This is a genomic window from Enterobacter cloacae complex sp. HYC080_NIDB (assembly GCF_056673325.1).
Genome location: NZ_CP114212.1, coordinates 1,608,684 through 1,628,248 on the forward strand (window position 1 = coordinate 1,608,684; position 19,565 = coordinate 1,628,248).

16 protein-coding genes are annotated in these 19,565 nt (G+C 44.0%); all 16 read left to right on the top strand.

Annotated elements, in window-relative coordinates; genetic code table 11:
- Positions 1-3 precede the first annotated feature (3 nt).
- The 16 genes from wcaM (at position 4) to rfbD (ending at position 19,565) form a co-directional block, all read left to right on the top strand.
- Positions 4-1,395, top strand: coding sequence for a colanic acid biosynthesis protein WcaM (gene wcaM / locus O1723_RS07555; protein ID WP_014884492.1), 1,392 nt, complete (start codon positions 4-6; stop codon positions 1,393-1,395).
- A gap of 176 nt (positions 1,396-1,571) precedes the next feature.
- On the top strand, positions 1,572-2,471 hold the full coding sequence (gene galF / locus O1723_RS07560; RefSeq protein WP_014884491.1) for a GalU regulator GalF: 900 nt from the start codon (positions 1,572-1,574) through the stop codon (positions 2,469-2,471).
- A gap of 261 nt (positions 2,472-2,732) precedes the next feature.
- On the top strand, positions 2,733-4,130 hold the full coding sequence (locus O1723_RS07565; RefSeq protein WP_014884490.1) for a mannose-1-phosphate guanylyltransferase/mannose-6-phosphate isomerase: 1,398 nt from the start codon (positions 2,733-2,735) through the stop codon (positions 4,128-4,130).
- On the top strand, positions 4,130-5,515 hold the full coding sequence (locus O1723_RS07570) for a phosphohexomutase domain-containing protein (RefSeq protein ID WP_248190850.1): 1,386 nt from the start codon (positions 4,130-4,132) through the stop codon (positions 5,513-5,515). The genes O1723_RS07565 and O1723_RS07570 overlap by 1 nt, the downstream gene beginning before the upstream one ends.
- Positions 5,516-5,548: 33 nt before the next feature.
- Positions 5,549-6,868 (top strand): O-antigen ligase family protein, encoded by a 1,320-nt coding sequence (locus tag O1723_RS07575; RefSeq protein ID WP_014884488.1) that lies wholly within the window; start codon positions 5,549-5,551, stop codon positions 6,866-6,868.
- Positions 6,865-8,001, top strand: coding sequence for a glycosyltransferase (locus O1723_RS07580; protein ID WP_014884487.1), 1,137 nt, complete (start codon positions 6,865-6,867; stop codon positions 7,999-8,001). Before O1723_RS07575 ends, O1723_RS07580 begins: the two co-directional genes overlap by 4 nt.
- Entirely contained in the window at positions 7,994-9,160 is a 1,167-nt protein-coding gene (locus O1723_RS07585; protein ID WP_014884486.1) for a glycosyltransferase family 4 protein, read from the top strand. Before O1723_RS07580 ends, O1723_RS07585 begins: the two co-directional genes overlap by 8 nt.
- Before the next feature lie 71 nt (positions 9,161-9,231).
- On the top strand, positions 9,232-10,650 hold the full coding sequence (locus O1723_RS07590) for a lipid II flippase MurJ (protein WP_014884485.1): 1,419 nt from the start codon (positions 9,232-9,234) through the stop codon (positions 10,648-10,650).
- A gap of 11 nt (positions 10,651-10,661) precedes the next feature.
- Complete coding sequence (locus O1723_RS07595; protein WP_248190825.1) at positions 10,662-11,861, top strand: glycosyltransferase; 1,200 nt, start codon at positions 10,662-10,664, stop codon at positions 11,859-11,861.
- Positions 11,839-13,020, top strand: a complete 1,182-nt coding sequence (locus O1723_RS07600) for a glycosyltransferase family 4 protein (RefSeq protein ID WP_014884483.1) — start codon at positions 11,839-11,841, stop codon at positions 13,018-13,020. The genes O1723_RS07595 and O1723_RS07600 overlap by 23 nt, the downstream gene beginning before the upstream one ends.
- Positions 13,021-13,200: 180 nt before the next feature.
- The gene (locus O1723_RS07605) at positions 13,201-14,169 is read left to right on the top strand and encodes an IS5-like element IS903B family transposase (RefSeq protein ID WP_000654804.1); all 969 of its coding nucleotides are present in this window, start codon (positions 13,201-13,203) and stop codon (positions 14,167-14,169) included.
- Positions 14,166-15,566, top strand: coding sequence for an undecaprenyl-phosphate galactose phosphotransferase WbaP (gene wbaP, locus O1723_RS07610; protein ID WP_479983876.1), 1,401 nt, complete (start codon positions 14,166-14,168; stop codon positions 15,564-15,566). Before O1723_RS07605 ends, wbaP begins: the two co-directional genes overlap by 4 nt.
- Before the next feature lie 38 nt (positions 15,567-15,604).
- Positions 15,605-16,636, top strand: a complete 1,032-nt coding sequence (locus O1723_RS07615; protein ID WP_014884481.1) for a glycosyltransferase family protein — start codon at positions 15,605-15,607, stop codon at positions 16,634-16,636.
- Between the two features lie 79 nt (positions 16,637-16,715).
- Complete coding sequence (gene rfbB / locus O1723_RS07620; protein WP_014884480.1) at positions 16,716-17,780, top strand: dTDP-glucose 4,6-dehydratase; 1,065 nt, start codon at positions 16,716-16,718, stop codon at positions 17,778-17,780.
- 15 nt (positions 17,781-17,795) lie between these two features.
- Positions 17,796-18,662, top strand: coding sequence for a glucose-1-phosphate thymidylyltransferase RfbA (gene rfbA / locus O1723_RS07625; RefSeq protein ID WP_014884479.1), 867 nt, complete (start codon positions 17,796-17,798; stop codon positions 18,660-18,662).
- A gap of 6 nt (positions 18,663-18,668) precedes the next feature.
- Positions 18,669-19,565, top strand: coding sequence for a dTDP-4-dehydrorhamnose reductase (gene rfbD / locus O1723_RS07630; protein WP_014884478.1), 897 nt, complete (start codon positions 18,669-18,671; stop codon positions 19,563-19,565).

The window sequence follows — 19,565 nt, forward strand, 5'->3', positions numbered from 1 at the left end:
TGTATGCTGAAAAAGATTACCCGACGCACTTTTGTCTCTTCTCTGTCCGTTCTGGCGGCCACGCCGCTGCTGTCGTCCCGCCTCGCGCGGGCGGCAGGTGGAAAGACGGTCTCAGTTAATCAGTACAATAACAACGACTGGATCGCTGCCTTTAAGCAGGCGTTTAAAGAAGGTGACATCGTCGTTGTCCCGGCGGGACTCACCTGCGAGAACATCAATACGGGCATTTTCATTCCTGACGGTAAAACGCTGCTGATCCGCGGGGCGTTAACCGGCAACGGGCGCGGCCGCTTTGTTCTGCAGGAAGGCTGCAAGGTCATTGGCGAAGGGGCAGGGCGCACGGAGAACATTACGCTCGACGTTCGTGGCTCAGATTGTGTGATTAAAGGGCTGGCAATGAGTGGATTTGGCCCGGTAACGCAGATCTACATTGGCGGTAAGAAACCCAAAGTGATGCGCAATTTGCTGATTGATAATATCAGCGTGAGCCAGGCTAACTACGCTATCCTGCGTCAGGGTTTTCATAACCAAATCGATGGGGCCCGTATTACCAACAGCAAATTCAGCCACCTGCAGGGCGATGCGATTGAGTGGAATGTGGCGATCAATGACCGCAATATCCTGATCTCCGATCACGTCATCGACAACATCAACTGCACCAACGGCAAGATCAACTGGGGTATCGGTATTGGCCTCGCCGGGAGCACCTACGACAACGACTATCCTGAAAAACAGACCGTTAAGAACTTCGTGGTGGCCAACATCACCGGCAGCAACTGTCGCCAGCTGGTGCATGTTGAAAACGGTAAACACTTTGTTATCCGCAATATAAAGGCCGAAAATATTACCCCCGACTTCAGTAAAAAGGCGGGAATAGATAACGCCACGGTAGCTATTTATGGCTGTGATAATTTCATTATTGATAATGTCGATATGGTCAATAGTGCCGGAATGCTAATTGGCTATGGGGTCATTAAAGGCGATTATTTGTCCATTCCCCAGAACTTCAAGCTAAACAATATTCATCTGGATAATCGCCAGCTTGCGTATAAGCTGCGCGGAATCCAAATATCATCCGGCAATGCCACCTCCTTTGTGGCGATCACCAACGTCGAGATGAAGCGCGCTACGCTTGAGCTGCACAATAAGCCGCAGCATCTGTTCTTACGTAATATCAACGTGATGCAGGAGGCTGCTATCGGTCCTGCGCTGAAGATAAACTTTGACTTACGTAAGGATGTGCGGGGCAAATTTATGGCCAAAGATGAGACCCTGCTGTCACTGGCGAACATAAAAGCGGTGAATGAGAAGGGGCAGAGCTCGGTGGATATTGACCGGGTGGACCAGCAGGTGGTGAATGTGGAAAGGCTGAACTTTCCACTTCCGCGCAAATAATCGACGATCGTCTGTTTTGAGACTATTCCTGGCACAAAAGCGCGATCGAATCAGATTACAACTACAGAAATTTGTGATGCTGAGGCGTAACATTACCTCAGGATTACGGCAAATCATGCTGGCGAAAACAGGTTTAAGAGCTATAATTCGTCAACCATTTTAAGGTGGAAGAAATAATGATTAATTTGAAAGCAGTCATTCCGGTAGCAGGCCTGGGCATGCATATGTTGCCAGCCACAAAAGCCATTCCTAAAGAAATGCTGCCGATCGTCGACAAACCGATGATTCAATACATCGTCGACGAGATTGTTGCTGCAGGGATCAAAGAAATCGTCCTGGTTACGCACTCGTCCAAGAATGCGGTTGAAAACCACTTCGACACCTCTTACGAACTCGAAGCGTTGCTTGAGCAGCGCGTCAAACGCCAGCTGCTGGCGGAAGTGCAATCTATTTGTCCACCTGGCGTGACCATCATGAACGTGCGCCAGGCGCAGCCGCTGGGGCTGGGCCACTCCATCCTGTGTGCCCGTCCGGTCGTCGGTGATAACCCGTTCATCGTTGTTCTTCCGGACATCATCATTGATACCGCGTCTGCCGATCCGCTGCGCTACAACCTGGCGGCCATGGTGGCGCGTTTCAACGAAACCGGTCGCAGCCAGGTGCTGGCGAAACGCATGAAGGGCGATCTTTCTGAGTACTCTGTGATTCAGACGAAAGAAGCGCTGGAGACGGAAGGGCAGGTGAGCCGCATCGTTGAGTTCATCGAAAAGCCGGATCAGCCGCAGACGCTGGACTCCGACCTGATGGCGGTGGGTCGTTATGTTCTGAATGCCGATATCTGGGCGGAACTGGAAAAAACCGAGCCAGGTGCCTGGGACCGTATTCAGCTGACTGACGCGATTGCTGAGCTGGCGAAGAAGCAGTCTGTGGATGCCATGCTGATGACGGGTGACAGCTATGACTGCGGTAAGAAAATGGGGTATATGCAGGCGTTTGTGAACTATGGGCTGCGTAACCTCAAAGAGGGCCATAAGTTCCGCGAGACCATTAAAAAGCTGCTAGATACGCATGACTGATTGTCAGCTTTGATAGTCCAGTAAAACAGGAGACTACCCTGAAATATCAGTGTGGTCTTTTGTCTTATATAAACCCAATAAATTTGATTTCAGTTTCTGGCGAAACAGCAGCCCAAAAACTTATTATTCATCTCGTCAACTGCTGAAACGACATGCAGTCCGAGAGTTTTAATGGCGAGTATTGCTTCTGGTAGCGTAGGCCAGGGGCGGTAGCATGCTTTTTTACACACAAACCGTATTGAGCAAAGCAGGAGAAGCAGGATGTTACTTCCAGTGGTGATCGCAGGAGGAACAGGGAGTCGACTATGGCCGATGTCTCGAGAATTGCAGCCCAAGCAATTTCTTTCATTCCATCAGGGAGGGTCGATGCTTCAAAATACGATCTCGCGTCTTGATGGCCTGGAAGTAGCCGACCCCATTGTCATCTGTAATGAAGATCATCGTTTTCTGGTGGCCGAACAGTTAAGGCAAATGCATAAACTGGCCGGTAATATTATCCTCGAACCCGTTGGGCGAAATACAGCGCCAGCAATCACGCTTGCCTCTCTTCATGCGCTGGAAACCGGCAACGATCCTGTCATGCTCATTCTTGCTGCCGATCATCTCATTGCGAATACTGCGGCTTTCCATTCGGTTATCAGCAACGCTATTCCATTCGCTGAAGAGGGTAAACTGGTTACCTTTGGCATCGTGCCTGTGCAACCAGAGACGGGGTACGGATACATTCAGCGCGGTGAAGTGCAGCATGCGGGTCAGTCTATAGCATGGAAAATCAAACGATTCGTGGAAAAGCCGGATCTGACGACCGCCATGTCCTACCTTGAAAGCAAAGAGTACCTTTGGAACAGCGGTATGTTTATGTTCCGGGCCTCGTCCTATCTGAACGAAGTGGCTAAGTTTTGTCCGTCGATTCTGGAAGCATGTAAAAATGCTATGCAGCAGCCGGTTAACGATCTCGACTTTATTAAGCTCGACAAAGAGATTTTCAGCCGTTGCCCTTCAGACTCCATCGACTATGCGGTTATGGAACATACTGAACTGGGGATTGTGACCGCAATGGATGCAGGTTGGAATGACGTAGGGTCATGGTCAGCGCTATGGGAAACGTCTGCCCACGATGCTGAAGGTAATGCGTTGATCGGTGATATCTTTACTCATCAAACTCGGGATTGTTATATCCGTAGCGAGGATAAATTAACGGCAGCACTTGGCTTAGAAGACCTTATTATTGTCAATACGAAAGATGCATTGCTGGTATCCCATAAAGATAGTGTCCAGGATGTGAAAGTCGTTGTTGAACACCTAAAAGCCAATTCACGTAGTGAATGCCGTGAACATACTACCCGTTATATGCCCTGGGGCCACGTTGAAACGCTGGTTCGGGACGCACGATATAGAGTTAACCGTGTGACTATTATACCCGGTGGTGAGCTTTCCCTTCAGTTGCATCACCATCGCATTGAACACTGGGTTGTGCTCACTGGAACCGCGCTTATTGGTGTTGAAGAAAACGAAATCTATCTTACCGAGAATGAATCAACGACGATTCCAGTTGGAAAAAAACACAAGCTCTCGAATCCAGGAAAAATAAATCTTGAGGTTCTGGAAATTCAGTTTGGTAGTTATTTAGGCGAAGATGACGTACTAAGGATTTCATGATGGTAAATAAAAATAATAATAAGTTAAGTTGTTTTAAAGCCTATGATATTCGTGGGAAATTGGGCGAAGAACTTAATGAAGATATTGCCTGGCGTATTGGCCGTGCTTACGCACAATGTCTTGCTCCGAAACAGGTTGTCGTTGGAGGGGATGTTCGTTTGACCAGTGAGTCATTAAAGCTGGCTCTGGCTGAGGGGCTCATGGCTGGCGGATGCGACGTGCTTGATATTGGACTGTCGGGCACAGAAGAGATCTATTTCGCCACATTTCATTTGAACGTCGACGGCGGTATTGAAGTCACCGCGAGCCACAATCCCATCGATTATAATGGGATGAAGCTTGTTCGTAGCGGTGCGCGACCTGTCAGTGGTGATACGGGTTTAAAAGAGATTCAGCACGTAGCGGAAATGAATGATTTTGCGCCCACACAGCATAAAGGCAATTATAAGAAGATTAATATTCTCAGGGAGTATGTTGATCATTTATTAAGCTATGTGAATCTCAATAATTTCCGTATCAAACCGATGAAATTAGTCATTAACTCCGGCAACGGTGCGGCAGGGCATGTCATTGATGCAATCGAACTACGCTTCAAACAGGCCGGTGTACCGGTAGAATTTATAAAAGTTCATAACGATCCGGACGGTACCTTCCCACATGGCATTCCCAATCCGCTTTTACCAGAAGCACGACAGGATACGGCTAATGCTGTGTTAGCTGCTCAGGCCGATATGGGGATTGCGTTTGACGGTGATTTTGATCGCTGCTTCTTTTTTGACGAAAAAGCCAATTTTATTGAAGGTTATTACATTGTTGGCTTGTTAGCTGAGGCGTTTCTCAACAAAGAGCCTGGGTCAAAAATCATCCACGACCCACGACTCACATGGAATACGGTTGATATCGTCCAGAGTGCTGGGGGTATCCCTGTAATGTCTAAAACAGGCCACGCTTTCATTAAAGAACGCATGCGTGCTGAGAACGCGGTTTATGGTGGAGAAATGAGTGCCCATCATTATTTCCGTGAATTTGCATACTGCGACAGTGGCATGATCCCCTGGCTGCTTGTGGCAGAACTGGTATTAACAACAGGCCACTCTCTTGGCTCATTGGTTGAGACGCGAATTGAGCGTTTCCCTGTCTCGGGTGAGATAAACAGAAAAGTTATAAATGCTTCGAGATTAATCGCTGATATCGAGGAGCGCTATGCCTCACAAGCTACCGATATTGACTATACGGATGGCTTGAGTATGTCTTTTCCTGAGTGGCGATTTAATATCCGTACATCGAATACCGAGCCTCTGCTTCGTCTGAATGTTGAATCGAATGGAGATCAGAGATTAATGGAAACAAAGCGAGAAGAACTATTAGGGCTGATAAATAGATAGTTTTGGGTTGCTAAATCTCGTGGGATAAAATTAATGATTGAAGTCTTATTAGCAGCAGTCGTAGGTTTACTCGTATATTTTGTTTTCCTCGCGCTGTCCTTACGAACCCGATTGTTGCTGGTGCTTGTATGCAGCATCCCGCAGCTCTACCTGGTGCAATTAAGTGGGGCGGATGTCCCGCTGGCTTTTCTTTTGCCCGCTATACTCCTTCCTGAATTTATCATTAACGCCAATCGGTTCTTAGGCAAACCGGCAAATGTGATGCTGCTTGGGTTGATTGGTATTAGCCTCTTAAGCCTGGCATGGTCAGTTGAGAAATCAATGGGCATCCGTGATATTGCCTATTTGTGTGAGTTTATCGTTATTTCCAACGCCATCTATGTTCTGGCATTAAAAGATCGCATTGCATTATATAAGATTATTAATTTGATGCTGTTCTTTGTTTGCTTGCAGGCTATAACAGTAATCATTTTCCGGTTTAATGAGTCCCTTGAATTAGCAGTTATTCTTTCACCTGTGAGTAAGTTTACGATGGGGATGAACACGCTGCAGGGCTTGTTAGATGGTGCCAGAAACAACTTTTACGACCCGGTAAAATCTGGGGGACTGTTGTTCGTCAATGCCAATGCGGCAGCCTGTTACGTCGGTATCTCTTCGTTTATGGCATGGGGTATCTATAAAGTTTCAAAGGCGAAAATAACGCTATTAATGGCTATCCTGTTGTGGGCCACTGTTTTCTTTACTGGCTCCAAAGCTGGCATCCTTTTTGCCATTCTTATCCCGGCATTCGTTTTCTACCTGACATTGCAGCGCTCGACTAAGGTCATTGTGGTGACAGCAGGCGCTTCTTTTGCCATCGTCTTAATTGCTATCAGCGTTATCTTTAGCGTAATCGGACAAAACGGATTTTTACAGGAATCAACTGATACCGCTGAAACGCGTTACCAGATATGGAGTTATGCTTTTAATGCGTTTACTGATAATCCAATGATGGGACAAGGATTTGGTGGATGGGAAGCCGATTACAGTAAACATACTGATTATTTCCTTCCACCGCATAATACACTTATCTATCTTTGGTCAAAGTCAGGCTTGATCGCCTCTCTTTTGGGGCTCGGCTTTATTCTGTGCTGCATTCGAATTGCCCTTCGGGCGATACGAAGCATCGATGAAAAGCAGAAAAACATCGGATTTTCATTTTTAATGGTGATCTCATGGCTATTCGCACATGGCTTTGGTGAGAACTTTGGTTTGATTGGTGAGCAACACCAGATGGTTGTTTTTGCAGTAATGCTTGGGCTTTGTCTGGCAGGAAATTTACCGATAAACAGGAATTTTAGGGTACAGGAATGAACACGGTCGGTATTTTCAGAAATCAACTATTCAAGGGTTCTGAAGTTTTTATCCAACAGCAGGCAGAAGCCCTCGAGAATTTCAAAAAGTGCTATATCGGCAGACGAGTCATTGGCAAAAAACCAGAGGGGGCTGTCGCACACGTTTTAAATGAACGCGGAGACCTTGCGGGTAAAATTTCTGAGATTGCGAACGCATTCACAACCTCCGCGCTGCCCTATCAAACAGTGCTAAAAGCTCAACCCCTTGATCTTATTCATGCACATTTTGCGATAGATGGACTATATGCGTTAAAACTGGCGCAGCTGAAAGGAATCCCACTGTGTACGACGCTGCATGGATTTGATGTGACCGTGAGTAACAAAGATTTACTAACATCACGGTCTCCAGCCTGGATTAGCTATTTTCTTCATCAGAAGAAACTTAAAAATCAGGGTGATAAATTTATCTGTGTTTCTGATTTTATTGCCCAACAGGCTTTGCGCCATGGCTTCCCTGAAAATAAGATCGTTCAGCACTACATTGGTATCGACATTGACAAATATAAGCCGCGTGAAAGACAAGACTATCAAGGTATCATCCTGCATGTAGCTCGTTTGGTTGAGAAGAAAGGCACTGCCGTATTAATCAACGCCATTAAGCATGTGAAAGAACGAAATGCTGACGTAAAACTCGTTATCATCGGTGATGGTCCTTTGATGGGGGAGCTTAAAGCTCAGGTCTCATCGCTAGGGCTCGAACGGAATGTGACATTCACTGGTGCGCTTTCGCACGGTGACGTGATGACGTGGATGCGTAAAGCAAGTATGTTGGTTCTACCAAGCATTACAGCGAAGACAGGGGATGCAGAAGGATTAGGGATGGTACTTCTCGAAGCGGCAGTGACAAGTGTACCCGTTATTGGTACCCGGCATGGAGGCATTCCTGAAGCGATAATCGACGAGCACACTGGATTTTTGGTCAGGGAACGAGATGCTAATCAGCTTGCTGAGAGAATAGACTACTTATTGAACAACGAACAAACATCTTTTGAAATGGGCGATAATGCGCGCAACTTTATTCGCGAAAAATTTAATCTCTCAGAACAAACCTTGAAATTAGAAAAAATTTACCAGGAACTGATTCATGGCTAAAGAAGTAATTATTTTTTCCCGCTCTCTTCCATTTCATCATCTTGGTGGGATGGAAGTGGTGGCATGGGATTTAGCTGTTGAGTTGCAAGCAAAAGGATTTGATGTAAAAGTTGTTACAACTAATTTTGATGCGGAAACAATATTACCAGTAAACAGTCCTGAAATAATCAAGATTAAAAATATCCCGCAGGCAGTCTATTCTAAGGAGTGGTGGTCTGAGACTGAAAAACTGGCCAATTCCTGGCGTAATAAAGATAACGTAGTTGCTGTAATAAGTATCAGCGCAGGTGCGTTCAGTGTCTTGCAGCATAAAAAATGCTTCCAGAATGCTAAGTTTATCATGCAGGCGCACGGAACATCTGTAGGTGAGATGATTTCAAAGCTCAAAACCCGACAGCTTAAAAAAATTCTGTCCAGTGTAAAAAATATTTTAGGTTTTTATGCTGATGCAAAACATTATTCTCAGTTTGACTGGATTGTTGCTGTCGGTGAAGCGGTAAAGACTGATTTAACACATTTTCCTACTACGCTGATCTGCCAAAAAGAAAAAGTTGTAAAGATCGAGAATGGCATTGATGAAATATTATTCTCTGATGAAACATCAAATCGAGCGGCATTGCGGGCAGAATTGAAAATCGATTCTGATGCGTTGGTGTTTCTTTCGGCTTCACGCTTACATGAGCAGAAAGGTATCGATAACAATATTGATGTTTTTGCGAAAATTAAAAAATCAAAACCTAATGCAAAACTTCTCATATGTGGCAACGGTCCCTACGAACCACAATTGCGAAAGAGAGTTGATGACCTTTCCCTGAACAATGACGTATTGTTCCTTGGCGCTAAAAGTCGCTATGATTTAGCGAAGCTTATGCAGTGTGCTGATATATTTTTATTCCTGACGAAAAGGGTTGAAGGGTTACCTTTAAACGTGCTGGAAGCCATGAGTGCTGGGGTACCAATTGTCATCTCTGAACATCTCACTTTCACTGCTGGAGAGAAAGTATTTAAGTGCAATCCGAGTGAGATATCAATTAATGATTTATTAGGTTATATAGATATGATTAGTTGTAAAGAAAGAAAATCATATATATCCAAGCAGAATACATTAAGTCATGCGGTTAACGAATACATTTCATTATTTCTTAGAGCATCCAAATGAAAAAAGCCATAAGCCAATTGCTTAGTGGAAATATGCTCTCAAAGGTACTTGGATTAGTCAGGGAAGTTTTAATGGCTAAGTTTTTTGGCACAGGTGATGTTAATGGGGCCTACCGTATTGCCCAGACAGGAACTTTAGTGCCAATTAATTTTATGACAAGTGATAGCCTTAATTCAGCGTTTATTCCCTTATACAAAAAATATTTAACAGAAAATGAATTTCGTGCATCAACATTCAAGTTATGTATGTTTATTTTCTTTGCGTTGGTATCGATAGCGATATTTATAGTTCTCTACTTTTTGTCAGACTATTGGGTTGGCATCATGGCACCTGGAATTAGCGGGAACGCACGTGAGATGTCGACCGAACTACTAAAGATAATGGCAATTTGCTGCCCATTTTATCTTTTTTCAGCATTAATAAACTACCTCTCAATGGCACATGGGGACTACAAACCCATATCGATGCGAGCTTCTATCCAGAATGTTGGAATGCTGTTAGGGGTGGTCGCTGCATACTATTTTCGCAATTATTTATATTTAGCCTGGGGATTTACCGGCAGTTATATCATTTTCAGTATATGGGCACTTTTACGTGCCAGAAAAAGTACCATATTAACTCTCCCACACCATTTTGATATTGTAGAAGTTAAGTTGGTAACGAAGAGCTTTTGGATAACTCTGCGACCTTTGCTTATATTGCCGTTAATCTTGCAGGGAAATATTACTCTTGAAAGAGCCCTTGCATCATTTATTAGTATTGATGTGGTATCTGGTCTAGATTATGCGCGTTTTATCACCGATACTGTCGTTTTTATTTTATCTGTACCAATAGCTTTTGCGGGCTTGTCCGAATGGTCCTCACAGAAACCAGAGGTTGTCAGGGACAAGATCAAAGTTATTTATAAATGGTTGGCTTTATTAGTAATTAACATATCTTTTTTCATCTTTTTCTATGCGAAAGACCTTGTTATCCTCCTGTTTATGCGCGGTGCTTTCGACCACCATTCTGTAGCGGTGACTACAGATATTATCCAGGGTATGTGTATAGGACTCTGGGCACAGGTAATTGGCTATATATTTATAAAAGCACTCAGTGCGCACCTTAAAAATAAGCAGGTACTAATTGTTATGATGGTTGCTCTGCTCAGTAATGCTATTGTAAATCTGGTGACTTACAAAGTCTGGGGCGCTTTCGGTTTAGGTTTGGGGAACTCAATTTACAGTTTAATGATGTTCATTCTTAGCGCCTGTTATTTGAAAATTGCAAAAGATCTCCTCCCGGTACTCATTATAATATCTATTGGTCTTGTTGTTTATACATCACTCATTCTTGCATTTGGGCATTATTTAGTTGAACCAGATAATGTGATTCTCCGGATAATGATGAATGGTTCAATTTTCGTGATGTTTAGCTTAATATGGGCTATGTCATTCCCTATGTACAGAAATGGTATTAAAGGGATTCTCACTAAGAAAGGACTACGATAGCGTAATAATTTATGAAGAAAAATACAGACATTAAAGATATTGTCGTTTTATCTACTGCTGACTGGGATAATCCTTTCTGGACCAACAAACAGCATGTTGCTTTAGAACTGGCGAAACGTGGTCATCGTGTTCTTTATATTGAATCTTTGGGATTACGTCGACCCAGCGTAAACAAGAAAGATCTATCGCGAATTCTTCGCCGCATAATTAAAGCAATTAAGGCGCCGCGAAAAGTTCGCGATAATATTTGGGTATGGTCGCCAATTTCTATCCCGTTCAACAGCTATGCATTTGTTCGCAAGCTAAACAAACTCATTCTAAGTAGTGCTCTTAAGTACTGGTGTTGGCGCTTAAAATTCAAGAATGAAACGCTATGGACTTATAATCCTTTGACAACGCGTTTTCTTGAACCCGATAATTTCAGTTACGTAGTATACCATTGCGTTGATGAAATTAAGGCCCAACCTGGGATGCCAGTTGACATTCTTCAAAATGCTGAAGAAGAATTAGTGCGACGCGCTGATATTACGTTTGTTACGTCATTGACGTTGCTTAAAACAAGGAAGAAATGGAGTGATGAAGTCTATTACTTCTCCAACGTCGCGGATTATAACCATTTCTCAAAGGCGCTGGATGAACATTTGCCGATACCTGTCGACTTGAGCAACATTCCAGAACCACGAATGGGATTTATCGGTGCAATCAGTGGCTATAAGGTAAATTTCTCGTTACTTGAAAGAATTGCGGAAGCTCATCCTGAATGGTCAATAGTGATGATTGGGGATATAGGAGAGGGGGATCCAGACACCGACGCAACACAGCTTACTCGGCATAAAAATATTCATCTTCTTGGACCGAGAGCCTATCAGGAACTGCCTGGTTATCTGAAAGGATTTACGGCGACATTGCTTCCGAATAACCTAAATGAATATACAGCTTCGATGTTCCCAATGAAATTCTTTGAGTATCTGGCTGCGGGAAAAGCTGTAGTGAGTGTGGATTTAGCCTCGCTTTGTGACTTTACGGACTATGTTCGTATCGCCCACACTCCCTCTGAATTTATTTCTGCGCTAGAAGATATCACTTCTGGAAACCGGATTTCGGTAGAAAAGTGTCAGGAACTCGCTCGGGAATATACATACCAGTCACGCACTGAAAAAATGTTCAAGTTAATTGATGAGAAGCGTAATGAAAGTAGCAATCGTACATGAGTGGTTCAGTTCCTATGCAGGTTCTGAAAAAGTCGTTGAGCAAATCCTTCATTGCTATCCTGATGCGGATGTGTTCGCTGTCTGTGATTTCTTAAAACCAAATGACCGCCACTTTTTAAATAATAAAAAGGTCACCACAACATTTATCCAGCGTTTGCCATTTGCATCTAAAAAATTCCAGTCATATCTTCCATTAATGCCGCTGGCAATTGAGCAGCTTGATATGTCTGAATACGATGTTATTATCTCAAGCAGCCACGCTGTATCTAAAGGGGTTATCACTGGGCCGGATCAAATTCATATTTCATATGTTCATTCTCCTATCCGCTACGCATGGGATTTCCAACACCAATACCTGCGCGAATCTGGACTGGATAAGGGTCTGAAGGGTTTACTTGCAAAATATTTGCTACATAAAATCCGTATTTGGGATTACCGTACTGCTGCGGGTGTTAATCATTTTATTGGCAACTCGAATTTTATCGCACGGCGTATTAACAAAGTTTATGGAAGACAAGCTGATGTTATTTATCCTCCTGTAAATACTGAAAAATTCGAATTTAGCGATAGTAAAGAAGATTTCTACCTGGCCGCGTGTCGTATGGTGCCTTATAAGCGGGTTGATCTCATTGTTAGCGCATTTGCTAATATGCCAGAAAAGAAATTAATTGTTATCGGTGACGGCTCTGAAATGGAGAAGATTAAACAGCTGGCTACGGATAACGTTACGCTTCTGGGATATCAGGACGATGCTGCACTAGTTGATTTTATGAAGCGTGCTAAGGCATATGTTTTTGCCGCAGAAGAAGATTTCGGCATATCACCTGTTGAAGCGCAGGCAAGCGGCACTCCGGTCATCACCTACGGTAAAGGTGGTTGCCTCGAAACGGTTAAACCACTGGGTAGTAAGAAAGCGACCGGCGTGTTCTTCTTTGAACAAACCGCAGATGCCATTTGTGAAGCAGTGAATACCTTTGAAAAATATGCGAGCGAGATTAAGCCGGAAGATTGTCGCGAACATGCTTTAACGTTCTCGGAGCAGCGCTTCCGTGACCAACTTAGTCAATATGTTGAAAGCGCCTGGGCGCAATACTCTGAGTCCTTAATTAATACTCAGGCTGCAAGACTACAGAACAGCTATACTCATTCGGAAAAATAATGACCACGGCATAGATCAAATGATTTATGCCAGGGATTAAATAATGAAAATCAGCGTATTTAAAGATCAAAAGAAAGAATTTATTTGCCGTAGCGCCCTAATGGCGTCAGACTTTTTTTGGCTAAATGCTTCTTTAGGACTCTCGTTTGGCTTTGTTGAATAAATCGAACTTTTGCTGAGTTGAAGGATCAGATCACGCATCTTCCCGACAACGCAGACCGTTCCGTGGCAAAGCAAAAGTTCAAAATCACCAACTGGCCCACCTACAATAAAGCCCTCATCAACCGTGGCTCCATAACTTTCTGGCTGGATGATGAAGCTATTCAGGCCTGGTATGAGTCAGCAACACCTTCTTCACGAGGCAGACCTCAGCGCTATTCTGACCTTGCCATCACGACTGTGCTGGTCATTAAACGCGTATTCAGGCTGACCCTGCGCGCTGCGCAGGGCTTTATTGATTCCATTTTTTCTCTGATGAACGTTCCGCTACGCTGCCCGGATTACAGCTGTGTCAGCAGGCGGGCAAAGTCGGTTAATGTCAGTTTCAAAACGCCCACCCGGGGTGAAATCGCACACCTGGTAATTGATTCCACCGGGCTGAAGGTCTTCGGTGAAGGCGAGTGGAAAGTCAAAAAGCATGGCCAGGAACGCCGCCGTATCTGGCGTAAGCTGCATCTCGCCGTTGACAGTAAAACACATGAAATCATCTGCGCTGACCTGTCGCTGAACAACGTTACGGACTCAGAGGCCTTCCCCGGGTTAATCCGGCAAACCCACCGGAAAATCAGGTCAGCCGCCGCCGATGGCGCTTACGATACCCGGCTATGTCACGATGAACTGCGGCGTAAGAAAATCAGCGCGCTTATCCCTCCCCGAAAAGGTGCGGGTTACTGGCCCGGTGAATATGCAGACCGTAACCGTGCAGTGGCTAATCAGCGAATGACCGGGAGTAATGCGCGGTGGAAATGGACAACAGATTACAACCGTCGCTCGATAGCGGAAACGGCGATGTACCGGGTAAAACAGCTGTTCGGGGGTTCACTGACACTGCGTGACTACGATGGTCAGGTTGCAGAGGCTATGGCCCTGGTACGAGCGCTGAACAAAATGACGAAAGCAGGTATGCCTGAAAGCGTGCGTATTGCCTGAAAACACAACCCGCTACGGGGGAGACTTACCCGAAATCTGATTTATTCAACAAAGCCCTCTCGTTTCTAACCGTCATGTTCTTTATTGGCGACCTGAATACCTTCATGCCGATCCGTCAGATAGATGTGCGTGTTTTATCACACGTTATTCTCACTGCGTTGTGTGTTTTCTGGTTTGGCGTCCGCCTTCGCCACTATGCACAAAAAAAGCCGTTCTGGTCAGAGCTAAAAGAAACATTACGAACTATCGTCATTTTTTCGATCTTCGATCTTGCATTGGTTGCATTCTCCAAATGGCATTTTTCTCGCTATATTTGGGCCTATTGCTGGTTATACGCCATTATCATGGTTCCATTATCGCGTGAAATCACCAAATCTATTCTTAACAAGTTGGGCTACTGGAAAAAACGTACGGTTATTCTAGGTTCAGGCAGGAATGCGCGTGAAGCCTATTTTGCTTTACAGAGCCACGAAGTCTCAGGTTTTAAAATTGATGCGTTTTGTGATTTTGATGCAACTGACGATATGATGGAAGAATGTCCCATAGTCAAAGACGAGGAGACATTACTCACATCTTATAATTCATTTTCAACGCAGTTTGTTGTGGCGTGTGATTTTGATGAAAAAGATAAGTTTGAAAACTGGTTAAGGTTCCTGGCGAAACATAAGTGCCGAAATGTGATTATTATTCCTTCCCTGCGAGGATTCCCTTTATATGGCACTAGTATGTCCTTTATATTCAGTCATGAAGTATTACTGTTGCAGGTTCACAATAATCTTTCCAAAGCAACGTCACGCTTCATCAAACGGACGTTCGATATTGTCTGTAGTCTGGGTATTCTCGTTGTTTCGTCACCTTTGTTTGTTTATCTCTGGTATAAAGTCTCCCGCGACGGCGGCCCTGCAATCTATGCACATACAAGGATAGGTCGTCGGGGTGAAAAATTTGACTGTTACAAATTCCGCTCGATGAATATCAATTCGAAAGAAATTCTTGCGCGTTTGCTAGAAAATGACCCAGAAGCCAGGGCGGAATGGGAAAAAGATTTTAAGCTCAAAAACGACCCCCGGATTACACCTATTGGCCACTTTATTCGTAAAACCAGCCTCGATGAATTACCTCAATTGTTCAATGTGCTCAAAGGGGAAATGAGTCTCGTTGGCCCTCGTCCAGTCATTCATGAAGAGCTGGAACGATATGCTGATGATGTTGATTATTATCTGATGGTTAAGCCAGGAATGACCGGGCTATGGCAGGTCAGTGGCCGTAACGACGTAGATTACACAACCCGTGTCTATTTTGACTCCTGGTATGTCAAAAACTGGTCTCTATGGAATGACATAGTGATTTTGTTTAAAACGGTTAGCGTGGTTCTTTTTAGAAAAGGTGCTTATTAATTTTCATACCTGGATGTGATCGGTAATACGGAGTTTTAATGAAAGCTTTTGTTTTTGTTAATGATAATGGTGCGGCCTATTGTCGCTATGCTAAAAATGAGATACCTGCACAGTTTGTGTATGGTGTATCAAAACTGGAAAAAATGGGATTTGAGGTAAAGGTTGGCGAAGGACGCTTATTCAAAGATTTAGTCTCCTTCTGGAAATTTAAGCCTGACTTGTTTTTTATGCCATTTCTCAAAAGAAAGACGATGCTCTATTTCATTCTGGCAAAAATTTTCATGTTCCCAACAAAATTCGCGGGCTGGATGCATCTCGACGTCTTTTCGCCACCAGGTTCCAGACTCAAAAGAATGATTCATTCACTGCTGCTGCCTTTTTTGCAGCTATATGTTAAACGCATTGATGCCATTTTCTTTCTTTCTGATAAAACTCGCGAAGAAATCATTCTATCAAGACAGCTTCCTCAGGACCGATGTCATTTTGTTCCCTGGGGGGGGGAGGCGAATTTTTACGCCCCCTTTGTTAAAATGCGCCATGATGATAAAATCATTTCTACAGGGCGAGAGAATAGGGATCTCCCGGCAGTAATGAATGCGTTAAAAAATAGCGACGTTACGATAGATATTTATACCAGCGATTTGTCATTACAGGATAGTTATGTTAATGCAACAGGAAAGGTTGATGTAAATAAAGGAAGATGGGAATATAAAGAATTACTTGAAAAAGTAAGTGCTTCAAAATGTATGATAATTCCGCTTAAACTTTCTAAGGTAAATTATTGTGTCGGATTATCTTCGTTGATTGAAGCAATATCTCTGGGAGTTCCAGTTATAGCAACCTATAATCCATACTGGTACGTCGATATCGAGAAAGAAAATTGCGGTATTTATATTAGAAACAATTCAGAGAGTGAGTGGTTGCGAGCTCTTGAACAGTTGAATAATAATCCGGCGTTGGTAGAGCAAATGTCTAAAAATGCCTTGAAGGTATTTAAAGCGAAATGTGATTTTGCCCGTACGGAAGACATACTCGCGTTACATGTAGATAAATTACTAAGAAAAATGTAATTCTTGTATTTTCCTTATTTATTTTATAGCAATATGATGATTGCATAATCTTAAAATTAACTAATTGAAAGTGAAAATTATGAAAATTCTTGTCACTGGTGGTGCGGGTTTTATTGGTTCAGCCGTGGTCCGTCATATAATAAACAATACTCAGGATGTGGTTTGTGTTGTTGATTGTTTAACGTATGCCGGAAACATAGAGTCCCTGGCTCCGGTTCAGGACAATCCACGCTATTCATTTTCTCTAACTGATATTACCGATGCAAAAGGTGTGGCAGATGTCTTCAATACCTTTCAGCCCGATATCGTAATGCATTTAGCGGCCGAAAGTCATGTTGACCGCTCGATAGATGGACCCGCAGCTTTCATACAGACCAATGTAATCGGCACATTTATTCTGCTTGAGGCGTCACGCCAATATTATGCATCACTTGATGATGAGCGTAAAAAGGCTTTTCGTTTCCATCATATTTCTACCGATGAGGTATTTGGTGACCTGCACGATGCAGATGACCTCTTTACTGAAGAGACACCTTATGCGCCAAGTAGCCCTTACTCTGCATCCAAAGCGGGAAGCGATCATTTAGTTCGCGCCTGGAACCGTACCTATGGTTTACCAACGGTGATCACTAACTGTTCGAATAACTATGGTCCGTACCACTTCCCGGAGAAATTAATTCCTCTCATCATCCTTAACGCACTGGCAGGAAAACCGCTTCCCGTTTATGGGAATGGTGAGCAAATTCGTGACTGGCTATATGTCGAGGATCATGCCCGGGCACTGTATAAAGTAGCGACAGAGGGCGAGAATGGTGAAACCTATTGTATAGGTGGCCATAACGAACGAAAAAATATTGATGTTGTAAAAACCATTTGTGCAATACTTGATAAAATTATCGATAAAAAACCCAAAGAAATTTCCAGTTTCGCCGACCTTATTACTTTTGTGGCTGACCGCCCTGGACACGATCTTCGCTATGCCATTGATGCTACCAAAATGAAGAATGCTCTTCACTGGGAACCTCTCGAAACGTTTGAAAGCGGGATTGAAAAAACGATTCACTGGTATTTAAACAACCAGGGTTGGTGGCAGCGCGTTCTTGATGGCTCTTATGCTGGCGAACGTCTTGGACTGAATAAATAATCGAGGTACAGAGTTATGAAAGGCATTGTTTTAGCTGGAGGTTCAGGCACGCGTTTGTACCCCATTACCCAAGGTGTGTCAAAGCAGTTGCTTCCAATATATGACAAACCTATGATTTTCTATCCAGTATCGGTGCTTATGCTTGCCGGTATTCGGGATATCCTGATTATTACGACGCCTGAGGATATGCCTGCTTTTCAACGCTTAATGAAAGATGGCTCTCAGTTTGGCGTAAATTTCACTTATGCAGTCCAACCTTCACCTGATGGTCTGGCTCAGGCTTTCACTATCGGTGAGAAGTTTATTGGTAACGATCCTTGTGCTTTGGTTCTTGGTGATAATATTTTCTTTGGCCAAAGTTTTGGAATGAAGTTAAATGCAGCGGCTAAGAAAACTACAGGCGCGACTGTGTTTGGTTATCAGGTTCAGGATCCCGAGCGTTTTGGTGTCGTCGAGTTTGATGAACATTTCAAAGCGTTATCTATTGAAGAAAAACCGCTGAAGCCAAAATCTAACTGGGCAGTGACGGGGCTTTATTTCTACGATAACAATGTTGTGGATATGGTTAAAGAAATCAAACCTTCTGCGCGCGGCGAACTTGAAATTACCACATTGAATCAAATGTATCTTGATCTCGGTAAGCTTGATGTTGAACTTCTTGGCCGTGGCTTTGCCTGGCTTGATACAGGCACGCATGACAGCTTAATTGAAGCTTCTCAGTTTATCCACACCATCGAAAAACGGCAGGGTATGAAAGTGGCGTGTCTTGAAGAAATTGCCTACCGGAATAAATGGTTAAGTGCTGACCAATTAGCTATCCAGGCCGAACTGCTTCAGAAAACCGCCTATGGTCAGTATTTGAAAATGTTGATTGGACAATAATCGGTTATGGCACTCAAAATATTACTTGTTGGAAAAAATGGTCAGGTCGGATGGGAATTACAACGTTCTCTTTCTATCCTTGGCGACGTCATCGCAGTCGATTATTTTGATAAGGATTTGTGTGGTGACCTGACGAATTTACCGGGCATCGCACAGACGGTTCGAACCGTAAAACCTGACGTTATTGTTAATGCGTCAGCACATACTGCCGTTGACAGAGCGGAGCAAGAACGCGAGTTGTCAGAATTACTGAATCATAAAGGCGTCGCAGTGCTGGCTGAGGAATCAGCGAAGATCGGTGCGCTTCTTATCCATTATTCTACTGACTACGTGTTCGACGGAGAGGGTGAACATTATCGCTTAGAGGATGAGAACCCCTCACCGCTGAATGTTTATGGTGAGACCAAATTAGCGGGAGAATTAGCGATTGCCCGTCTTAATCCTCGTCATCTTATCTTCCGCACCAGTTGGGTCTACGCCACGCGCGGGAATAATTTTGCGAAAACGATGCTGCGCCTAGCGCGTGAAAAAGAAACCCTTTCTATTATCAACGACCAGCACGGTGCTCCGACAAGTGCTGAACTGCTTGCCGATTGTACTGCTCTGGCCATTCGTGAAGAGCAACGTAATAAAAATGTCGCCGGTAGCTACCATCTGGTTGCGAGCGGGGAAACGACATGGTTTGATTATGCCAGTTTTGTATTCAATGTCGCTAAGGTTCACGGTGAATCGCTTGCTGTGAATGATGTTATTGGCATACCGACCAGCGAATATCCAACACCGGCTACCCGACCATTGAATTCACGCCTTTCTAACGAAAAATTTGAGCGTGTTTTTGGCGTGAAGCTTCCTGACTGGAAAAAAGGGGTTGAGCGCGTGGTTGTTGAAGTATTAGGTAAATAA